Origin of the sequence: Sphingobacterium sp. NGMCC 1.201703 (assembly GCF_047784615.1) — a bacterium.
Lineage (GTDB): Bacteria > Bacteroidota > Bacteroidia > Sphingobacteriales > Sphingobacteriaceae > Sphingobacterium.
Genome location: NZ_JBLOHD010000001.1, coordinates 920,364 through 934,408, shown reverse-complemented (window position 1 = coordinate 934,408; position 14,045 = coordinate 920,364). Strand labels below are relative to the sequence as shown.

Annotated in this window: 9 protein-coding genes; 6 read left to right on the top strand and 3 right to left on the bottom strand. The window is 39.9% G+C overall.

Annotated elements, in window-relative coordinates:
- The first annotated feature begins 205 nt into the window (after positions 1-205).
- The 5 genes from ACK8HY_RS03865 to ACK8HY_RS03845 all read left to right on the top strand — a co-directional run bounded on the left by ACK8HY_RS03865 (position 206) and on the right by ACK8HY_RS03845 (position 7,724).
- Positions 206-1,315 carry an efflux RND transporter periplasmic adaptor subunit gene (locus ACK8HY_RS03865; RefSeq protein WP_416132827.1) on the top strand — a complete coding sequence of 370 codons (1,110 nt, stop codon included), beginning with the start codon at positions 206-208 and terminating at the stop codon, positions 1,313-1,315.
- Between the two features lie 36 nt (positions 1,316-1,351).
- Positions 1,352-4,501, top strand: a complete 3,150-nt coding sequence (locus tag ACK8HY_RS03860; RefSeq protein WP_416132826.1) for an efflux RND transporter permease subunit — start codon at positions 1,352-1,354, stop codon at positions 4,499-4,501.
- 1 nt (position 4,502) lies between these two features.
- Positions 4,503-5,924 carry an efflux transporter outer membrane subunit gene (locus tag ACK8HY_RS03855; RefSeq protein WP_416132825.1) on the top strand — a complete coding sequence of 474 codons (1,422 nt, stop codon included), beginning with the start codon at positions 4,503-4,505 and terminating at the stop codon, positions 5,922-5,924.
- A gap of 381 nt (positions 5,925-6,305) precedes the next feature.
- Positions 6,306-7,205: a DMT family transporter gene (locus tag ACK8HY_RS03850; protein ID WP_416132824.1), complete on the top strand. Its 900-nt coding sequence runs from the start codon at positions 6,306-6,308 to the stop codon at positions 7,203-7,205.
- 153 nt (positions 7,206-7,358) lie between these two features.
- The gene (locus ACK8HY_RS03845) at positions 7,359-7,724 is read left to right on the top strand and encodes a VOC family protein (protein ID WP_416132823.1); all 366 of its coding nucleotides are present in this window, start codon (positions 7,359-7,361) and stop codon (positions 7,722-7,724) included.
- Between the two features lie 43 nt (positions 7,725-7,767).
- On the opposite strand, the gene ACK8HY_RS03840 is transcribed toward ACK8HY_RS03845, so the two are convergent.
- Positions 7,768-8,997, bottom strand: a complete 1,230-nt coding sequence (locus ACK8HY_RS03840) for a DEAD/DEAH box helicase (protein WP_416132822.1) — start codon at positions 8,995-8,997, stop codon at positions 7,768-7,770.
- A gap of 127 nt (positions 8,998-9,124) precedes the next feature.
- Positions 9,125-10,318 carry a Na+/H+ antiporter NhaA gene (gene nhaA / locus ACK8HY_RS03835; RefSeq protein ID WP_416132821.1) on the bottom strand — a complete coding sequence of 398 codons (1,194 nt, stop codon included), beginning with the start codon at positions 10,316-10,318 and terminating at the stop codon, positions 9,125-9,127.
- A 922-nt stretch (positions 10,319-11,240) separates the two neighbouring features.
- Here nhaA and ACK8HY_RS03830 point away from each other — a divergent pair.
- Complete coding sequence (locus ACK8HY_RS03830; RefSeq protein WP_416132820.1) at positions 11,241-12,866, top strand: ABC-F family ATP-binding cassette domain-containing protein; 1,626 nt, start codon at positions 11,241-11,243, stop codon at positions 12,864-12,866.
- Between the two features lie 153 nt (positions 12,867-13,019).
- On the opposite strand, the gene ACK8HY_RS03825 is transcribed toward ACK8HY_RS03830, so the two are convergent.
- Positions 13,020-14,003: an endonuclease/exonuclease/phosphatase family protein gene (locus tag ACK8HY_RS03825; protein ID WP_416132819.1), complete on the bottom strand. Its 984-nt coding sequence runs from the start codon at positions 14,001-14,003 to the stop codon at positions 13,020-13,022.
- Between the last annotated feature and the right edge of the window lie 42 nt (positions 14,004-14,045).

Here is a 14,045-nt window from a genome sequence, read left to right as displayed (position 1 = left end):
ATTTTTGGATAAATTAACTAATCGTAACAAGGTGTGAAGTAGTCTCACTCTAATAAAAACGACAAAAAAGTTCTGTTTTGATTAAATAATATCAAAATTCAGTGCATTATAGCTACGTTTCAGTAAGCAATTGTTACGTCTCGGTAGATTTCCCTATTATATCTCTTAAAAGAATTCTTTCTTTTGCTTTAAATAAAATGATAAAATGGCACTAAGAACGATGAATTTAAAACCTATCCTTACATTTATTACAGCAGCTACACTTTTATCGTCCTGTGGAGGCAGCCAAGAACAACCGCAAGAGCAGGCAGTTACTGTTGACTTTATCGAATTATCCCCCGCACTTGCGGAGACAGAAAAAAAATACCCAGGCACCTTGGAGGGAACCGTCAATGTTGATGTAAAGGCTCAGGTGACAGGATATCTGGAGCAGATCTATGTGAAAGAGGGAGATTATGTCACAAAAGGCCAAGCCCTTTTCAAAATAAAAGCGGATGTATACAATGAACAAGTAAATAACAGCAGAGCGGCCTATCAAGCGGCACTATCCGCGGAACAAAATGCAAAACTGGAAATTGAAAAAATCAAACCGCTCGTAGAAGGTAAAGTGTATACCGAACTTCAGCTTAAAACCGCAGAAGCCAACTACGCTGCTGCAAAAGCGCAGGTCGCTCAAGCGCAGGCAGTCTTGGGTTCCTCACAGATCAATGCTCGATTTACATTGATCAATGCACCTGTTAGCGGTTACATTGGACGGATTCCCAATCGTATCGGAAATTTGATAACCCCTGCCGACGCTATGCCCTTAACAACATTGTCTGAAATCAATTCCATAAATGTTTATTTCTCCTTAAGCGAGGCTGATTTTATATCATTTATGAAAGATCATAATACAAAGTCAAGCAATCAACAGGCAACCTTAATCCTGGCTGATGGTACGGTTTATAATCATTCTGGAAAAGTAGAACTGGCTAGCGGTAATATCGATAAAACGACCGGTAGTATAACACTAAAGGCAATCTTTGCCAATCCAGATAAGATACTTCGTTCTGGAGGCTCAGCAAAAGTTGTCCTAAAAAAGACTCATGATAACGTATTGTTAGTTCCGATGGCAGCTGTCAAAGACATCCAGGATCGTTATTTTGTCTATGTTATTGGCGACAAAAACAAAATTGCCATGAAACAGATCGAGATTGCCGGAAATACGGCCAATGAATACCTGCTGAAATCGGGTCTGACAGCTGGTGAAAAAATCGTAATGAATAGAATTGATATGCTTAATGACGGAATGCAGGTTCAACCGACTAAGAAATAATGAACCTGTAGTAGATTTATCTAAAATTAAAATAAAATGCTGAAGAAATTTATTGACAGGCCAGTTTTGGCAACTGTTATATCTATCATATTTGTCATACTCGGGGTAATTGGCCTGTTAAGGCTACCGCAGACACGGTTTCCCGATATCGCTCCCCCCACAGTTCAGGTTACAGGGAGCTACCCCGGTGGTAATAGTGAGACCGTACTGCGGTCTGTTGTAACACCACTTGAAGAACAGATCAATGGTGTTGAGGATATGGAATACATTACCTCAACAGCAAGTAACGATGGTACATTCTCCGTACGTATTGTCTTCAAGGCTGGCGTAAATCCAGACCAAGCAGCCGTAAACGTACAGAATAGGGTGCAACAGGCAACACCGATCCTGCCACAGGAAGTTGTGCGGATGGGATTGACGACCTCCAAACAACAGAATAGTATGATCATGATTTTCAATATCTATACGGTAGACAACAAAAAATATGACGAACTATTCCTACAGAACTATGTGAATATCAACCTGATTCCACAGATCAAGCGTGTTCCGGGGGTAGGTCAAGCTATGGTATTTGGTTCGAAAGATTACTCTATGCGCGTTTGGTTGAATCCTCAGAAAATGGCTAGTTATGGTCTGGTACCACAAGAAGTCATTGCTGCTATTTCCAAGCAAAGTCTGGAGTCTGCACCCGGAAAATTAGGGGAAGAATCAAAAGCGCCCCTGGAATATGTTATTCGATATAAAGGAAAAAAGAATCTTCCTGAACAGTACGAAAATATTATTGTCAAAAACAATGATGTTCAGATCGTCCGGCTAAAAGATGTTGCCCGAATCGAATTCGGTTCGATCAGCTATAGTGGTAATTCGCAAAATAATGGATTGAACACGGTTACAATTGGTATCTTCCAGACTTCTGGTTCCAATGCCAACGAAATTGAAATAGGCATCGATAAACAGATCGAAATAGCGCAACGCTCATTTCCTCCTGGAATCAAGATTTTTAAACTGATCAGTACCAAGGAACGTCTGGATGAAAGTACTGCGCAGGTGCGTTCGACATTAATTGAAGCGTTTATCCTGGTGTTTTTAGTGGTTTTCTTGTTCTTACAAGACATCCGGTCGACCATTATTCCGGCAATCGCAGTACCTGTGGCCATCGTAGGGACATTCTTTTTCCTATTGGTGTTTGGGTTTACAATCAATATATTAACACTTTTCGCTTTGGTATTGGCCATCGGTATCGTCGTTGATGACGCCATAGTCGTGGTAGAAGCTGTCCATGGCAAGATGGAAAAATCGACCATGAGCGGGAATGAGGCAACGCACAGTGCCATGAGCGAAATAACCGGTGCCGTTATCTCAATTACCTTGGTCATGTGTGCTGTATTTATTCCTATAGGTTTTATGACCGGTTCATCGGGAATGTTCTACAAACAGTTTGCCTATACCTTAGTTATCGCTATTGTGATCTCAGCGATCAATGCATTGACGTTGACACCAGCTCTTTGTGCCTTGTTACTGAAAAACACACATGCCGAAAATCATGATGGGCAAAATCAAAAAACAGGATTCTCACAACGCTTTTTCAAAGCCTTTAATGCAGGTTTTGAAAACATGACAAATCGATACGTTGGCTCGCTGAAATTTCTTGTTAAGAAAAAATGGTTAGCCGCTTTATTAATTATTGCTACAATAGGCGCAGCAGGATATCTCATGAGCAGCACCTCAAAAAGCTTTGTCCCAATGGAAGACGATAACTTCGTCGTATACAGTTTGGAGATGCCCCCGGGTACCGGTCTCGATCGAACAACGAAAGCTGTAGAAAAAATAGAGAAACTATTGGCTGACTTACCTTCTATTGAAAGCCACACGAGTATCACGGGTTTCAATATGATTGGCAACAACTCCAGTGCGGCTTACGCAACAGGGTTCATCCGTCTAAAGGATAAGAAGAAACGTGGCGAAATGAATGATATTGATCAGATTCATCAGGTGATTTCTCAAAAACTAACTACTGTTAAAGAAGGTAATGCAATGGCTTTCCGCTCCCCTCCTGTTGATGGCTATGGTATGATGAACGGGGCCGAACTTGTGCTACAAGATAGAGCTGGAAAATCTCCAGTAGAACTTAAAGCAATGTCCGATTCTGTCATCGCGAAGATTATGCAACAACCAGGCGTACAATTTGCCTACACCATGTTCAGAGCGGATTATCCACAAATGGAATTGGAAGTTGACGAAGATAAAGCTGCTCAACTCGGCGTAGATGTCAGTGAAATGCTTTCGTCTGTCCAGACGTATTTTGCCGGTGACCAATCATTGAATTTCAATCGCTTTGGTAAATTCTACCGTATCGCTGTAAAAGCAGACGGAATTTTTAGAACGGATAAGGATGCATTCAATGAAATATTTGTCAAGAACAACAAAGGGGAAATGCTACCCGTAAATACCTTGGTAACACTTCGCAAAGTCTATGGGCCAGAATCTGTAACTCGTTACAACTTGTACAATTCGCTTACCATTAACGTCGTCAGTAATCCAGGTATCAGTAATGGTGCTATTATGGAAACACTGGAGAAAAATGTGCTGAACAAATTACCAGGAGACTATAGTTACGAATGGACAGGACTTAGTCTGGAAGAAAAATCTTCTGGCAATCAGACGATGATCATTTTGACATTGAGCTTATTGTTCGTCTACTTCTTACTTTCTGCACAGTATGAAAGCTACCTGTTGCCACTGGCGGTGCTGTTATCTATCCCAACAGGGATCATAGGATCATTCTTGGGAACGCGTGCTATCGGTCTGGACAATAATATATACGTCCAAGTCGGATTGATCATGTTGATTGGTCTCTTGGCGAAGAATGCGATCCTGATCGTTGAGTTTGCATTACAGCGTAGACGAGCGGGTTCCTCACTCATTGATTCTGCCTTGGAAGGTGCCAAAGCACGCCTTCGTCCAATTCTAATGACCTCACTAGCCTTTATCGCAGGTATGGTTCCTTTGATGTTTGCTAGCGGGGGGACGGCGACAGGCAACCACTCCATCAGTACGGGAGCTGCAATGGGTATGTTAAGCGGTGTGATCCTTGGTGTGATCGTTATACCGTTATTGTATCTGGTGTTTCAATATTTACAGGAGAAGGTCTCTGGTAAAAAACTCGTGGAAAAGACAAACGATTAAAATGAAAAAATTTCATCACTATAAAATTATTTTAGTAGGTATCCCTTTACTTCTTGCTTCATGTAGTGTGGGCAAAAAATATACGCGTCAGGATATGGACCTGCCTGAGAATTTCAGAAATAACGAAATTGTCCTGACTTCGGATACATTGGCATTATCCTGGCGAAAGTTTGTGAAAGATCCTAATTTGACGGCACTTATCGAAAAAGCACTGGTCAAAAATACAGATGTTAGCGTAGCACTCTTGAGTATGCAGCAGCTCGAGCTCGCTTATAAACAATCAAAAAAAGGGCTTTTACCGACACTTGATTTAAACTTGGGCGCGAATAGAACTTGGTTATCTACCAATTCCCTTAATGGATCGCTCAGTGACCAATTTATTGGGACACCCTATATGGATGACTACAACGCTACGCTCAGACTTTCCTGGGAGGTAGACATCTGGGGAAAGGCTAAGATGCAGAAAGAGGAAGCTTTAGCAAATTTCTTTGGACAGAAGGAAAATTTATCAGCATTAAAGACGCGCATTATTGTTCAGGTGATCCAATCGTACTACAATCTGATCTCACTGGACGAACAGTTAAAAATTGCGCAAAAAAATGTACTACTTAGTGATAGCACATTGAATATGATCCGTTTGCAATACAATTCCTCACTGGTGAGTTCTTTAGCTGTAGAACAGGCCGAAGCACAAAAGAAAACGGCGGAATTGCTGATACCACTCGCAAACCAAAATATCGCTATTGAAGAAAATGCAATCAGTATACTCTGTGGTGGTTTTCCCGATAAAATTCAGCGTTCCGAAGGTCTTGATGCAACGCTAGTCGGTGAAACATTCGCGACCGGCGTTCCGGCAGAATTGCTTAGCCGGAGACCCGATGTCAAAGCAGCCGAGTATGCCGTCGTTGCAGCAAACAGCAGAATCGGATTGGCCAAAGCAGCGATGTATCCTTCGATCAGTTTGACCCCTTCAATTGGAACAAACTCTTTTCAGTTCAATCGCTGGTTTGATCTCCCGGGGTCCATTGTGAAAACAATAGCAGGAAACATCGCCCAACCGATCTTTCAGAAAGGTGCATTGAAAACAAATTATGAAATTTCGATAATCGAACGGGATAAATTAGCGGTACAGTTTAAACAGTCTGTTATGCTCGCAGTTTCGGAAGTATCAGATGCTTTAGCGAAAATAAAGCATAGCGACCAAAGACTTCAACTGATTGAAGCGAAATCCCATTCATTGGCCAAAGCAACTTCCGATGCTGCCCTATTGTACAAAAGCGGCATGGCAAATTATCTGGAAGTTATTACTGCGCAAAACAACGCGCTACAAAATGACCTCGAACAGATCAGTATAAAACGGGAAAAACTAAATGCTGTAGTGGATTTATACCGTGCGTTAGGCGGAGGAAACGACAGCGAATAATAAATCATCGCGTATACTGATCTTGGTTCGCTCAGTTTTTACGTATATTCAGAATCACAATTGTTCAACTAAGGGGCTAACGAAAGTTTAGTCCCTTTTTTAATGGTCTTTAATCATCATATAAAATACAATTTCCCTTTAATAACTTACTGATGCTACAATTATTTGAATTAAACCACTGGATTTTATTATCTTCGGGTATAGAAATAGAATGTAATGAACCGAACAAGCTGTCTTCCTCCTCCAATCGCTTAATATTAATAAATATTAATAAAGCATGACACCGAATAATCGGCTGATTCCCCATGTTTTATATTCTCAATCAAATTTTATAACAATAGTATCTGTCTTTTCAAAGATAGATCTGGAAGACAATATTTTATGAAACATTCATATTTCATGCTACATCTCGCTGTAGTATGTTTGGGTATATCCGGAGTATTGGGCAAAGTCATCAGCCTAAATGAAGGTATGCTAACCTGGTATCGTGTATTTTTTTCGACCATTTTCCTTTTTTTAATTTCAAAATGGTCAAAATCAGCTGGTGAAGTCAGCTTGCCTGAAAAATTAGTGATCGCAAAAAATGGCCTATTGATTACCGCCTCCTGGTTACTTTTTTATGCCAGTATTAAATATTCCAATATTTCAATCGGAGTAGTTTGTTACTGTATGGCAAGTTTCTTTACCGCAATCTTTGCTCCCATCATTAACAAAACGAAATTTAAACCTTCAGAGTTTTTTCTGAGTGGGCTAACGCTTTGTGGCATCGCCTTAATATTTCATTTTGATACAGCACATCAATTGGGCATTATTTTCGGGATCATTTCGCCGGCCTTTGCTTCGCTTTATGCAATTTATAACGAACGCCTGGTCAAGCGACATAGCAGTATAGTCATCAACTATTATCAAATGATTGGTGGAACTGTTGGTCTTGGGTTGGTCCTCCCCTGTTATCTTTATTATTATCCGATATCATCTTTTATCCCCAATACAATGGATCTCATTTACCTCCTAATTTTGTCGCTGTGCTGTACCGTGGCTGTATACCTTGCTTTCACAGAAATTTTAAAGAAAATTTCTGCTTTTACACTCAATTTAAGTCTCAATCTAGAACCTGTATATGCTATCCTGATTGCATTTTTATTCTTCAATGAATCCAAAGAGCTTAATCTTTCATTTTACATTGGGCTTTTCCTAGTACTGCTTTCTGTACTTATACAGGCTCTCATCAGTAGAAAAAAAGAAAAATCGATTAATACAATAAAAATAAGAAAAGAATGATTGGATTGATATCCGATCATTCAATATCAGACTACAGAGATGCCCAAATTTGTTGATAGAAAATCCTATATTTACACTACATCAGACATCCAACTAATATTAGGAATTCTAGTCGATTCCTCCAACGAAAGATAACATCAATTAAAAAATATTATGAGCAATTCCTCTTTAGACAATAAACTCGTCCACGAACAAATTCAATATCTTGAATTTATAACCAGCGATCTTGAGCGAGCTAAAAAGTTCTATTCATCCAGTTTCGGCTGGAAATTTACAGATTATGGTCATGAATATACAGCCTTTGAGGGCAACCATGTGGATGGAGGATTTACGATCGGTACACCAATAAATAGCAGTATTTTGGTTGTTCTCTATTCGAATGATTTGCTATCCACACGTGATAAAGTCATCGGGGCAGGTGGCACCATCGTTAAAGATATTTTTAGTTTTCCTGGAGGTAAAAGATTTCAATTCAAAGACCCCGATGGCTATGAGCTTGCGGTGTGGACAACAGCTTAAATATTCCCAACAAAATAAAAACAGAAAAGAGCTTAATTTGTTATTAAGCTCTTTTCTGTTTTTGGTAGTTTTTATTTTTATTACGATTGAAACGTTTTCTTTTTTGTGGATTTTGGCTTTTCCTCGTGGGGTTATATTCAGGACCAGCTTCAAAGCCTTCCGGTAATGCAATCTGTTCTACGGGATAACCGATCAGGCTTTCGATCTGAGCAAAACGTTGCTGATCTTTATCATTGACAAAAGTAATCGCTGTGCCCGTTGTCGCTGCCCGTGCTGTACGTCCGATACGGTGCACATAATCTTCGGGATCCGGTGGTACATCATAATTTACCACCAAACTGATACCTACGATATCAATACCTCGCGAGATCACATCTGTTCCTACCAGTACCCTTACCTGACGTGATCTAAATCTACTCATGATATCCTCACGTTTAGTCTGCTCAAGATCTGAATGAAATCCCTCTGCGTCTATACCCTGCTTTTGAAGTTCCTGTGCCAGTAATTTTACAGTCGTTTTTTGAGAGGCAAAAATGATCACAGAAACATAATTAACGTCTTGTAAGATGATCTTCAAAAGATCCATTTTTTGCTTATCATACACTAGATAAACGCGCTGGTCTATACCTTCTGAAGGCTTTGAAATGGCGATATTGACCTCAACAGGTTGATAAAGGATCTTTCTCGCAAAATTTCTGATCTTGAGAGGCATCGTCGCTGAAAAAAGCAACATTTGTTTCTTTTTGGGCAGGTAGCTGACAATACGCAATATATCATCTTGAAAGCCCATATCTAACATGCTATCTGCTTCATCCAATACGAAATGTGTCAGATGAGTCAGATCGACTTTCATCGATGTAAGGTGACTGATCAATCTACCGGGGGTAGCAACAATAATATTAACCCCCTCTCGGATAGCTCGCTTCTGTTGTTCGTAGCCCATACCGTCACCACCGCCATATATAGAGATGGAAGTCGCTCCAGTATAATAAGACATGCCCATGATCTGTTGATCTATTTGCAAGGCTAATTCCCTTGTCGGGACCAGGATAATCGCACGAATAGACTCCTTTGCATCTCTAGCAACAGCATCTAAAATTGGCAGCATATATGCGGCCGTTTTACCGGTACCTGTTTGCGCACAGGCAATCATATCACTACCCTTCTTAATGACGGGGATTGTCTGTTCCTGAATAGGCGTAGCCTCTTCAAACATCATGCTTTCTAAGCCCTCTTCCAATTCCGGAACAAAACCAAATTCAGTAAATCTCAAATTTTATTATTTTATTAAATATGCGCTAAGTTACTAAAACTAATCTATATATGACGTCAGCATTTGTGATACTAGGAGCTGCATGGAAAATATATCCGCAGAACTCCCCCACTGGATCTTCGTTATTTTAGCCTAAGTTGTCTGAGCTGCTTTTGGAATTATCAGCCAACCTCAACAATGTGTACCCTAATATACCTGCACAAAGAGAAGCAATGAGCACTGCAAATTTAGCTTCCTCAACCAAAAAAGCATCATCAAAGGATAAGATCGCAATGAAGATAGACATTGTAAAACCGATTCCGCCGAGCAAACCGACGCCGAATATCTGTATCCAGCTTGCGCCCTCAGGAAGTTGTGCTATTCTGAGTTTCTTTGCGATAAAACAGATCAAAAATATGCCAATCGATTTCCCTGCGAGCAATCCAATAATAATACCTAGTCCCAATTTGGACGTTAAACCGCCAACCATTTCAGCATGAATTGGAATTAACGTATTTGCGAACGCAAACAAAGGGATAATAATAAAATTCACCGGTTTAGTTAATAAATGCTCCAACTTTTCCAATGGCGACTCTTTTTCATCAGGTGTGGTGGGAAGAGTCATGGCAACCAAAACCCCCGCAATAGTTGCATGTATGCCTGAATGGTGGATAAAATACCAAATGAATACGCCCGGAATAAGGTAGGCCCATAGGGCTTTTACTCCAAGTTTATTGAGGACCACCAAAAAGGCAAATATACCAAGCGCCATCAATAAATAACTGGTATGGATTCCACTACTATAGAACAAAGCGATCACTAGGATTGCAAGCAAATCATCCACAATGGCCAAAGCTGCCAAGAAAATCTTGAGACTTGCTGGAACTTTATTTCCCAACAGCGTGATAACGGCCAGCGCGAATGCAATATCCGTTGCCATGGGTATGCCCCATCCGTGCGCTGTATCCGCCACATCCTTATTGATGAAAAAATAAATTACTGCAGGCAGAAGAGCTCCCCCTACCGCTGCCAAAATAGGAAGGACAGCTTTACTTGCTGAAGATAGTTCTCCCTCGACGATTTCTCTTTTGATTTCCAATCCTACCAATAAAAAGAAAATAGCCATCAATCCATCATTAATCCACAGTAGCCACGAATATTTCAGCTGGATATTATCTGTTTCAAATCCTACCTCCCGAAGCAGAAAGTCCATGACCGCCCCATATAATGATGTATTCGCGACAATAAGTGCCAAGATGACGCAGGAAAATAGGATAATCCCACCGGCAAAACTAGATTTCAAAAATTCTCTGAAGACAGTTAAATTTATAAGTTGTGACATGACAATAATAGTTTTAAACGCTTAAAAGGTTCACAATATACGACTTTATGGCCATTAATCCGCCTGCAGAACGGGGATTACATCAATCTATTCTATCAGTCAGACTAAAAAATCCTTCATTCACAATTAATCCCAAATCTATTTTTTAAACAACAATTTGGCCAATTATACCCTGATTTAACTTTAAAATACGCTACCCAAAACAAATATCCCTCCTAAAACCAGCACCTTATCTACAAAGCATATAAAACCCCATTTAAATATTGTCATTTTTATAAAATTAATTTGTCTTTATTGCAAAAAATAGTTAGCTTGCTACTATAGTTAATAAACCGTTTATTATGTGCAAGAAGTGGATTTTCATGGTGCTTCTTTTCGTAGCAAATTTTACATATGCGCAGACGACAGAGGATACAACCCAACATCAACAACAATCAGGCTCCCATTATATCATTTTAGGGATCGTAGCAATTATTGTCATCGTTTTTATATTATACAGGAGGCAAAAGAGGAAATTTAATGAATAAGGGAGATCAATAGATCTCCCTTATTGTTTCTCTTTGAATTTTTATCGAAATAAATTTATCCTTTTTTATCCCCATCATTCTTCCTGTTTAATCGGCTCATTGGTTTGTGCCAAACGTTGCGATCCTGTATTCGCTGGACAAGCAATATCATCTGTCGCATTATAAACCAATTTTTCGACGTTCAAGTTCGTGATCAATTCTTCCGGTACATACGCCTGTACTTTGGTTATGGAGTAACCACTTGGAAGATAATGGACGAAATAACCATCGGGATGTAGTGTCCAGATTCCACTTGGAACACAGCTTCAAGTAGATAACCGTCCTGACCATTTTCAGTAAGGAACTCATGTTTGGAAATAGTTAAAAAATACAAGATTAAAACGTATCTTTGCGGCATGATTAATATATCAAACCTCTCCCTTCGTTATGGTAAACGTGTACTATTCGAAGATGTCAATTTAAAATTTACACCTGGCAACTGTTACGGTATTATTGGTGCCAATGGAGCTGGTAAATCTACTTTCCTAAAAATTATTTCTGGCGAAGTTGATCCCTCTACAGGTTCGGTGGCATTCACGCCAGGCGAACGTATGTCTGTATTGAGTCAGGATCACTATGCTTTCGATGAATATACGGTACTGGAAACAGTCATGATGGGTAACCAAGAGCTTTACAAAATCATGAAAGAAAAAGACGCCATTTACATGAAAGAGGATTTCTCTGATGCAGATGGTGAACGTGCCGGTGAACTCGAAAGTCTTTTTGCAGAAATGGACGGCTGGAATGCAGAATCCAATGCAGCTACCCTATTGAGCAGCTTGGGCATTAAAGAAGAGCTTCACTACAAGTTAGTATCTGAAATTGATGGTAATCAAAAAGTACGTGTTTTATTGGCACAGGCATTATTCGGTAATCCAGATATCTTGATTCTCGATGAGCCAACCAACGATTTGGACATTAATACCATTGCTTGGTTAGAAGACTTTTTAGCTTCTTATGAAGCAATTGTACTTGTAGTGTCCCACGACCGTCACTTCCTCGATGCTGTATGTACACATACCGTAGATATAGACTTTGGTAAAATGACGATTTATACTGGTAACTACTCATTCTGGTACGAGTCTTCTCAACTGGCATTAAAACAGCGTGCAGACCAAAATAAAAAGATGGAAGACAAGGTTAAAGAACTACAGGAATTTATCCGTCGTTTCTCAGCCAATGCATCCAAATCAAAACAAGCTACATCCCGTAAAAAAGCCTTGGATAAGATCAATATTGATGAGATCAAACCGTCCAACCGTAAATATCCGGCAATCATGTTCAATACCATGAACCGCGAACCGGGAGACCAAACATTACAGGTAGAAGGTTTGAGCAAAACCGTCAATGGTGAAGTATTCTTCAAGGATATCACATTTATGATCAATAAAGGTGATAAAATTGCGGTATTAGGTCCCAACTCTTTAGTCACTACAGCATTTTACGATATTATCACCGGTAGAGATACTGATTTCGGTGGCGAATTCAAATGGGGTGTAACAATCACTCCCGCTGATATGCCGATTGAAAATGCAGCCTTTTTTGAAGGCAAAAACGAAAATTTGGTCGATTGGTTAAGAGATTACACCACTAACCCTGAAGCCGATGAACAGTTCCTACGTGGATTCTTGGGAAAAATGTTGTTCTCAGGTGAAGAAGTCATGAAAAAAGTTTCGGTCCTTTCCGGAGGAGAAAAAATGCGCTGCATGTTTTCAAGAATGATGTTACAGGGAGCCAACTTCTTGATTTTTGACGAACCGACCAACCACTTGGACTTAGAGTCAATCACAGCATTGAACAACGGCATGGTGGACTTTAAAGGATCGATGTTATTCACCTCACGTGACCATGAGTTGACCGAAACTGTTGCAAACAGAATCATTGAATTGACGCCGAAAGGAATTATCGACAAGTTAATGACATATGATGAATACATCAATAGCGATGTCGTAAAAGCGCAACGCGAAGAGATGTATAAATAAGATAATTTATCCCAATTTTATAAAGGCTCCGTAATTTATTTTACGGGGCTTTTTTGTTTATAGGCATCTACAGGCGGGCGATCGAAAACATCAAAAAAAAGCACTGAAGGGGCTCAGTGCTAATCGCGATTGATATGAAAGAATTGAGAAAGTCTACTGTACTGAAGGTTTTATCAGACGCCATCCCAATTGTAGCGATACCGCACAATGGTCGGACAAATCCTGCCCCTCCCTATTTTGAAAAAGTTGCTTTTGAACCTGATAGTTCCTTGCTTCAAATACGATATGATCATTGTTCCGGTAATATATTTTATCAATTCCTTCACAATCATCCGTTAACTCCAATGCGGCCCGCGCAACAAAATTTTTCTCGCTCTGCGGTATTTTACCACTGTTTTTCAAATTTACCCATGCGTCCACCAGGTTTAATTCCCCTTGAAAAGAAACAATATTATCCAATGCATACGCATAATGAGCATTAAAATCTCCCATAATTAACAAAGGTTGCCCCGAAGAGTTCTTTTGAATATAGTCCTTTAACTGGTCCAAATTCTTGCGTCGGGCTGTTGCCGCATTAGGGTCATCCTGGGCCGTTGCATGTACATTATAAACATCAATAAAAACAGTTTTTGCCAGCTGTATCCGTGCATAAGAAAATCCTTTTGGAGTCAGACAGTCAGCGCCATTACATGCCTCCCAACTAACGCGTTCAAAGTCTTGGATCGGATATTTTGACAAAGTACTCAATCCATCCCCAAATGGTACACCACCTATATTTTCAGTTCGATAATTATGTCTATTCTTGCTGTACAAAAATTTATTGTAATTAAAATCCTCCTGTACATTGACAATATCAAAGGGATTCATCAATTCGCCGATGGATGTAATACTTGAAGCCCTTTCAGTTACAGCACTTGAAATTAATTCCGGGAGACCGGCAATATTATAAGTCAATAAACGAAGTTGCCCCTCGCTGACATCAGGCATATCGACATAGACCGTGTTCATCGGCCGAACTTGTTTGGGCTTCAGTTTGAATCCTAACGTGATCCCTGCAAAAGCACAAATGGATAAAATAAGAGCTTTACGAAGGCCTTTAAGCTTGGTTTTCCTTTCGAACAATAAATCTAACAACATGGACTGAATAATTTGTTCATTCCAAAAGTAAAGCCTCAAGAT

Coding starts and splice junctions, on each gene's coding strand:
- ACK8HY_RS03865 (WP_416132827.1), top strand. CDS start 206: ATGGCACTAAGAACGATGAATTTAAAACCTATCCTTACATTTATTACA.
- ACK8HY_RS03860 (WP_416132826.1), top strand. CDS start 1,352: ATGCTGAAGAAATTTATTGACAGGCCAGTTTTGGCAACTGTTATATCT.
- ACK8HY_RS03855 (WP_416132825.1), top strand. CDS start 4,503: ATGAAAAAATTTCATCACTATAAAATTATTTTAGTAGGTATCCCTTTA.
- ACK8HY_RS03850 (WP_416132824.1), top strand. CDS start 6,306: ATGAAACATTCATATTTCATGCTACATCTCGCTGTAGTATGTTTGGGT.
- ACK8HY_RS03845 (WP_416132823.1), top strand. CDS start 7,359: ATGAGCAATTCCTCTTTAGACAATAAACTCGTCCACGAACAAATTCAA.
- nhaA (WP_416132821.1), bottom strand. CDS start 10,318: ATGTCACAACTTATAAATTTAACTGTCTTCAGAGAATTTTTGAAATCT.
- ACK8HY_RS03830 (WP_416132820.1), top strand. CDS start 11,241: ATGATTAATATATCAAACCTCTCCCTTCGTTATGGTAAACGTGTACTA.
- ACK8HY_RS03825 (WP_416132819.1), bottom strand. CDS start 14,003: ATGTTGTTAGATTTATTGTTCGAAAGGAAAACCAAGCTTAAAGGCCTT.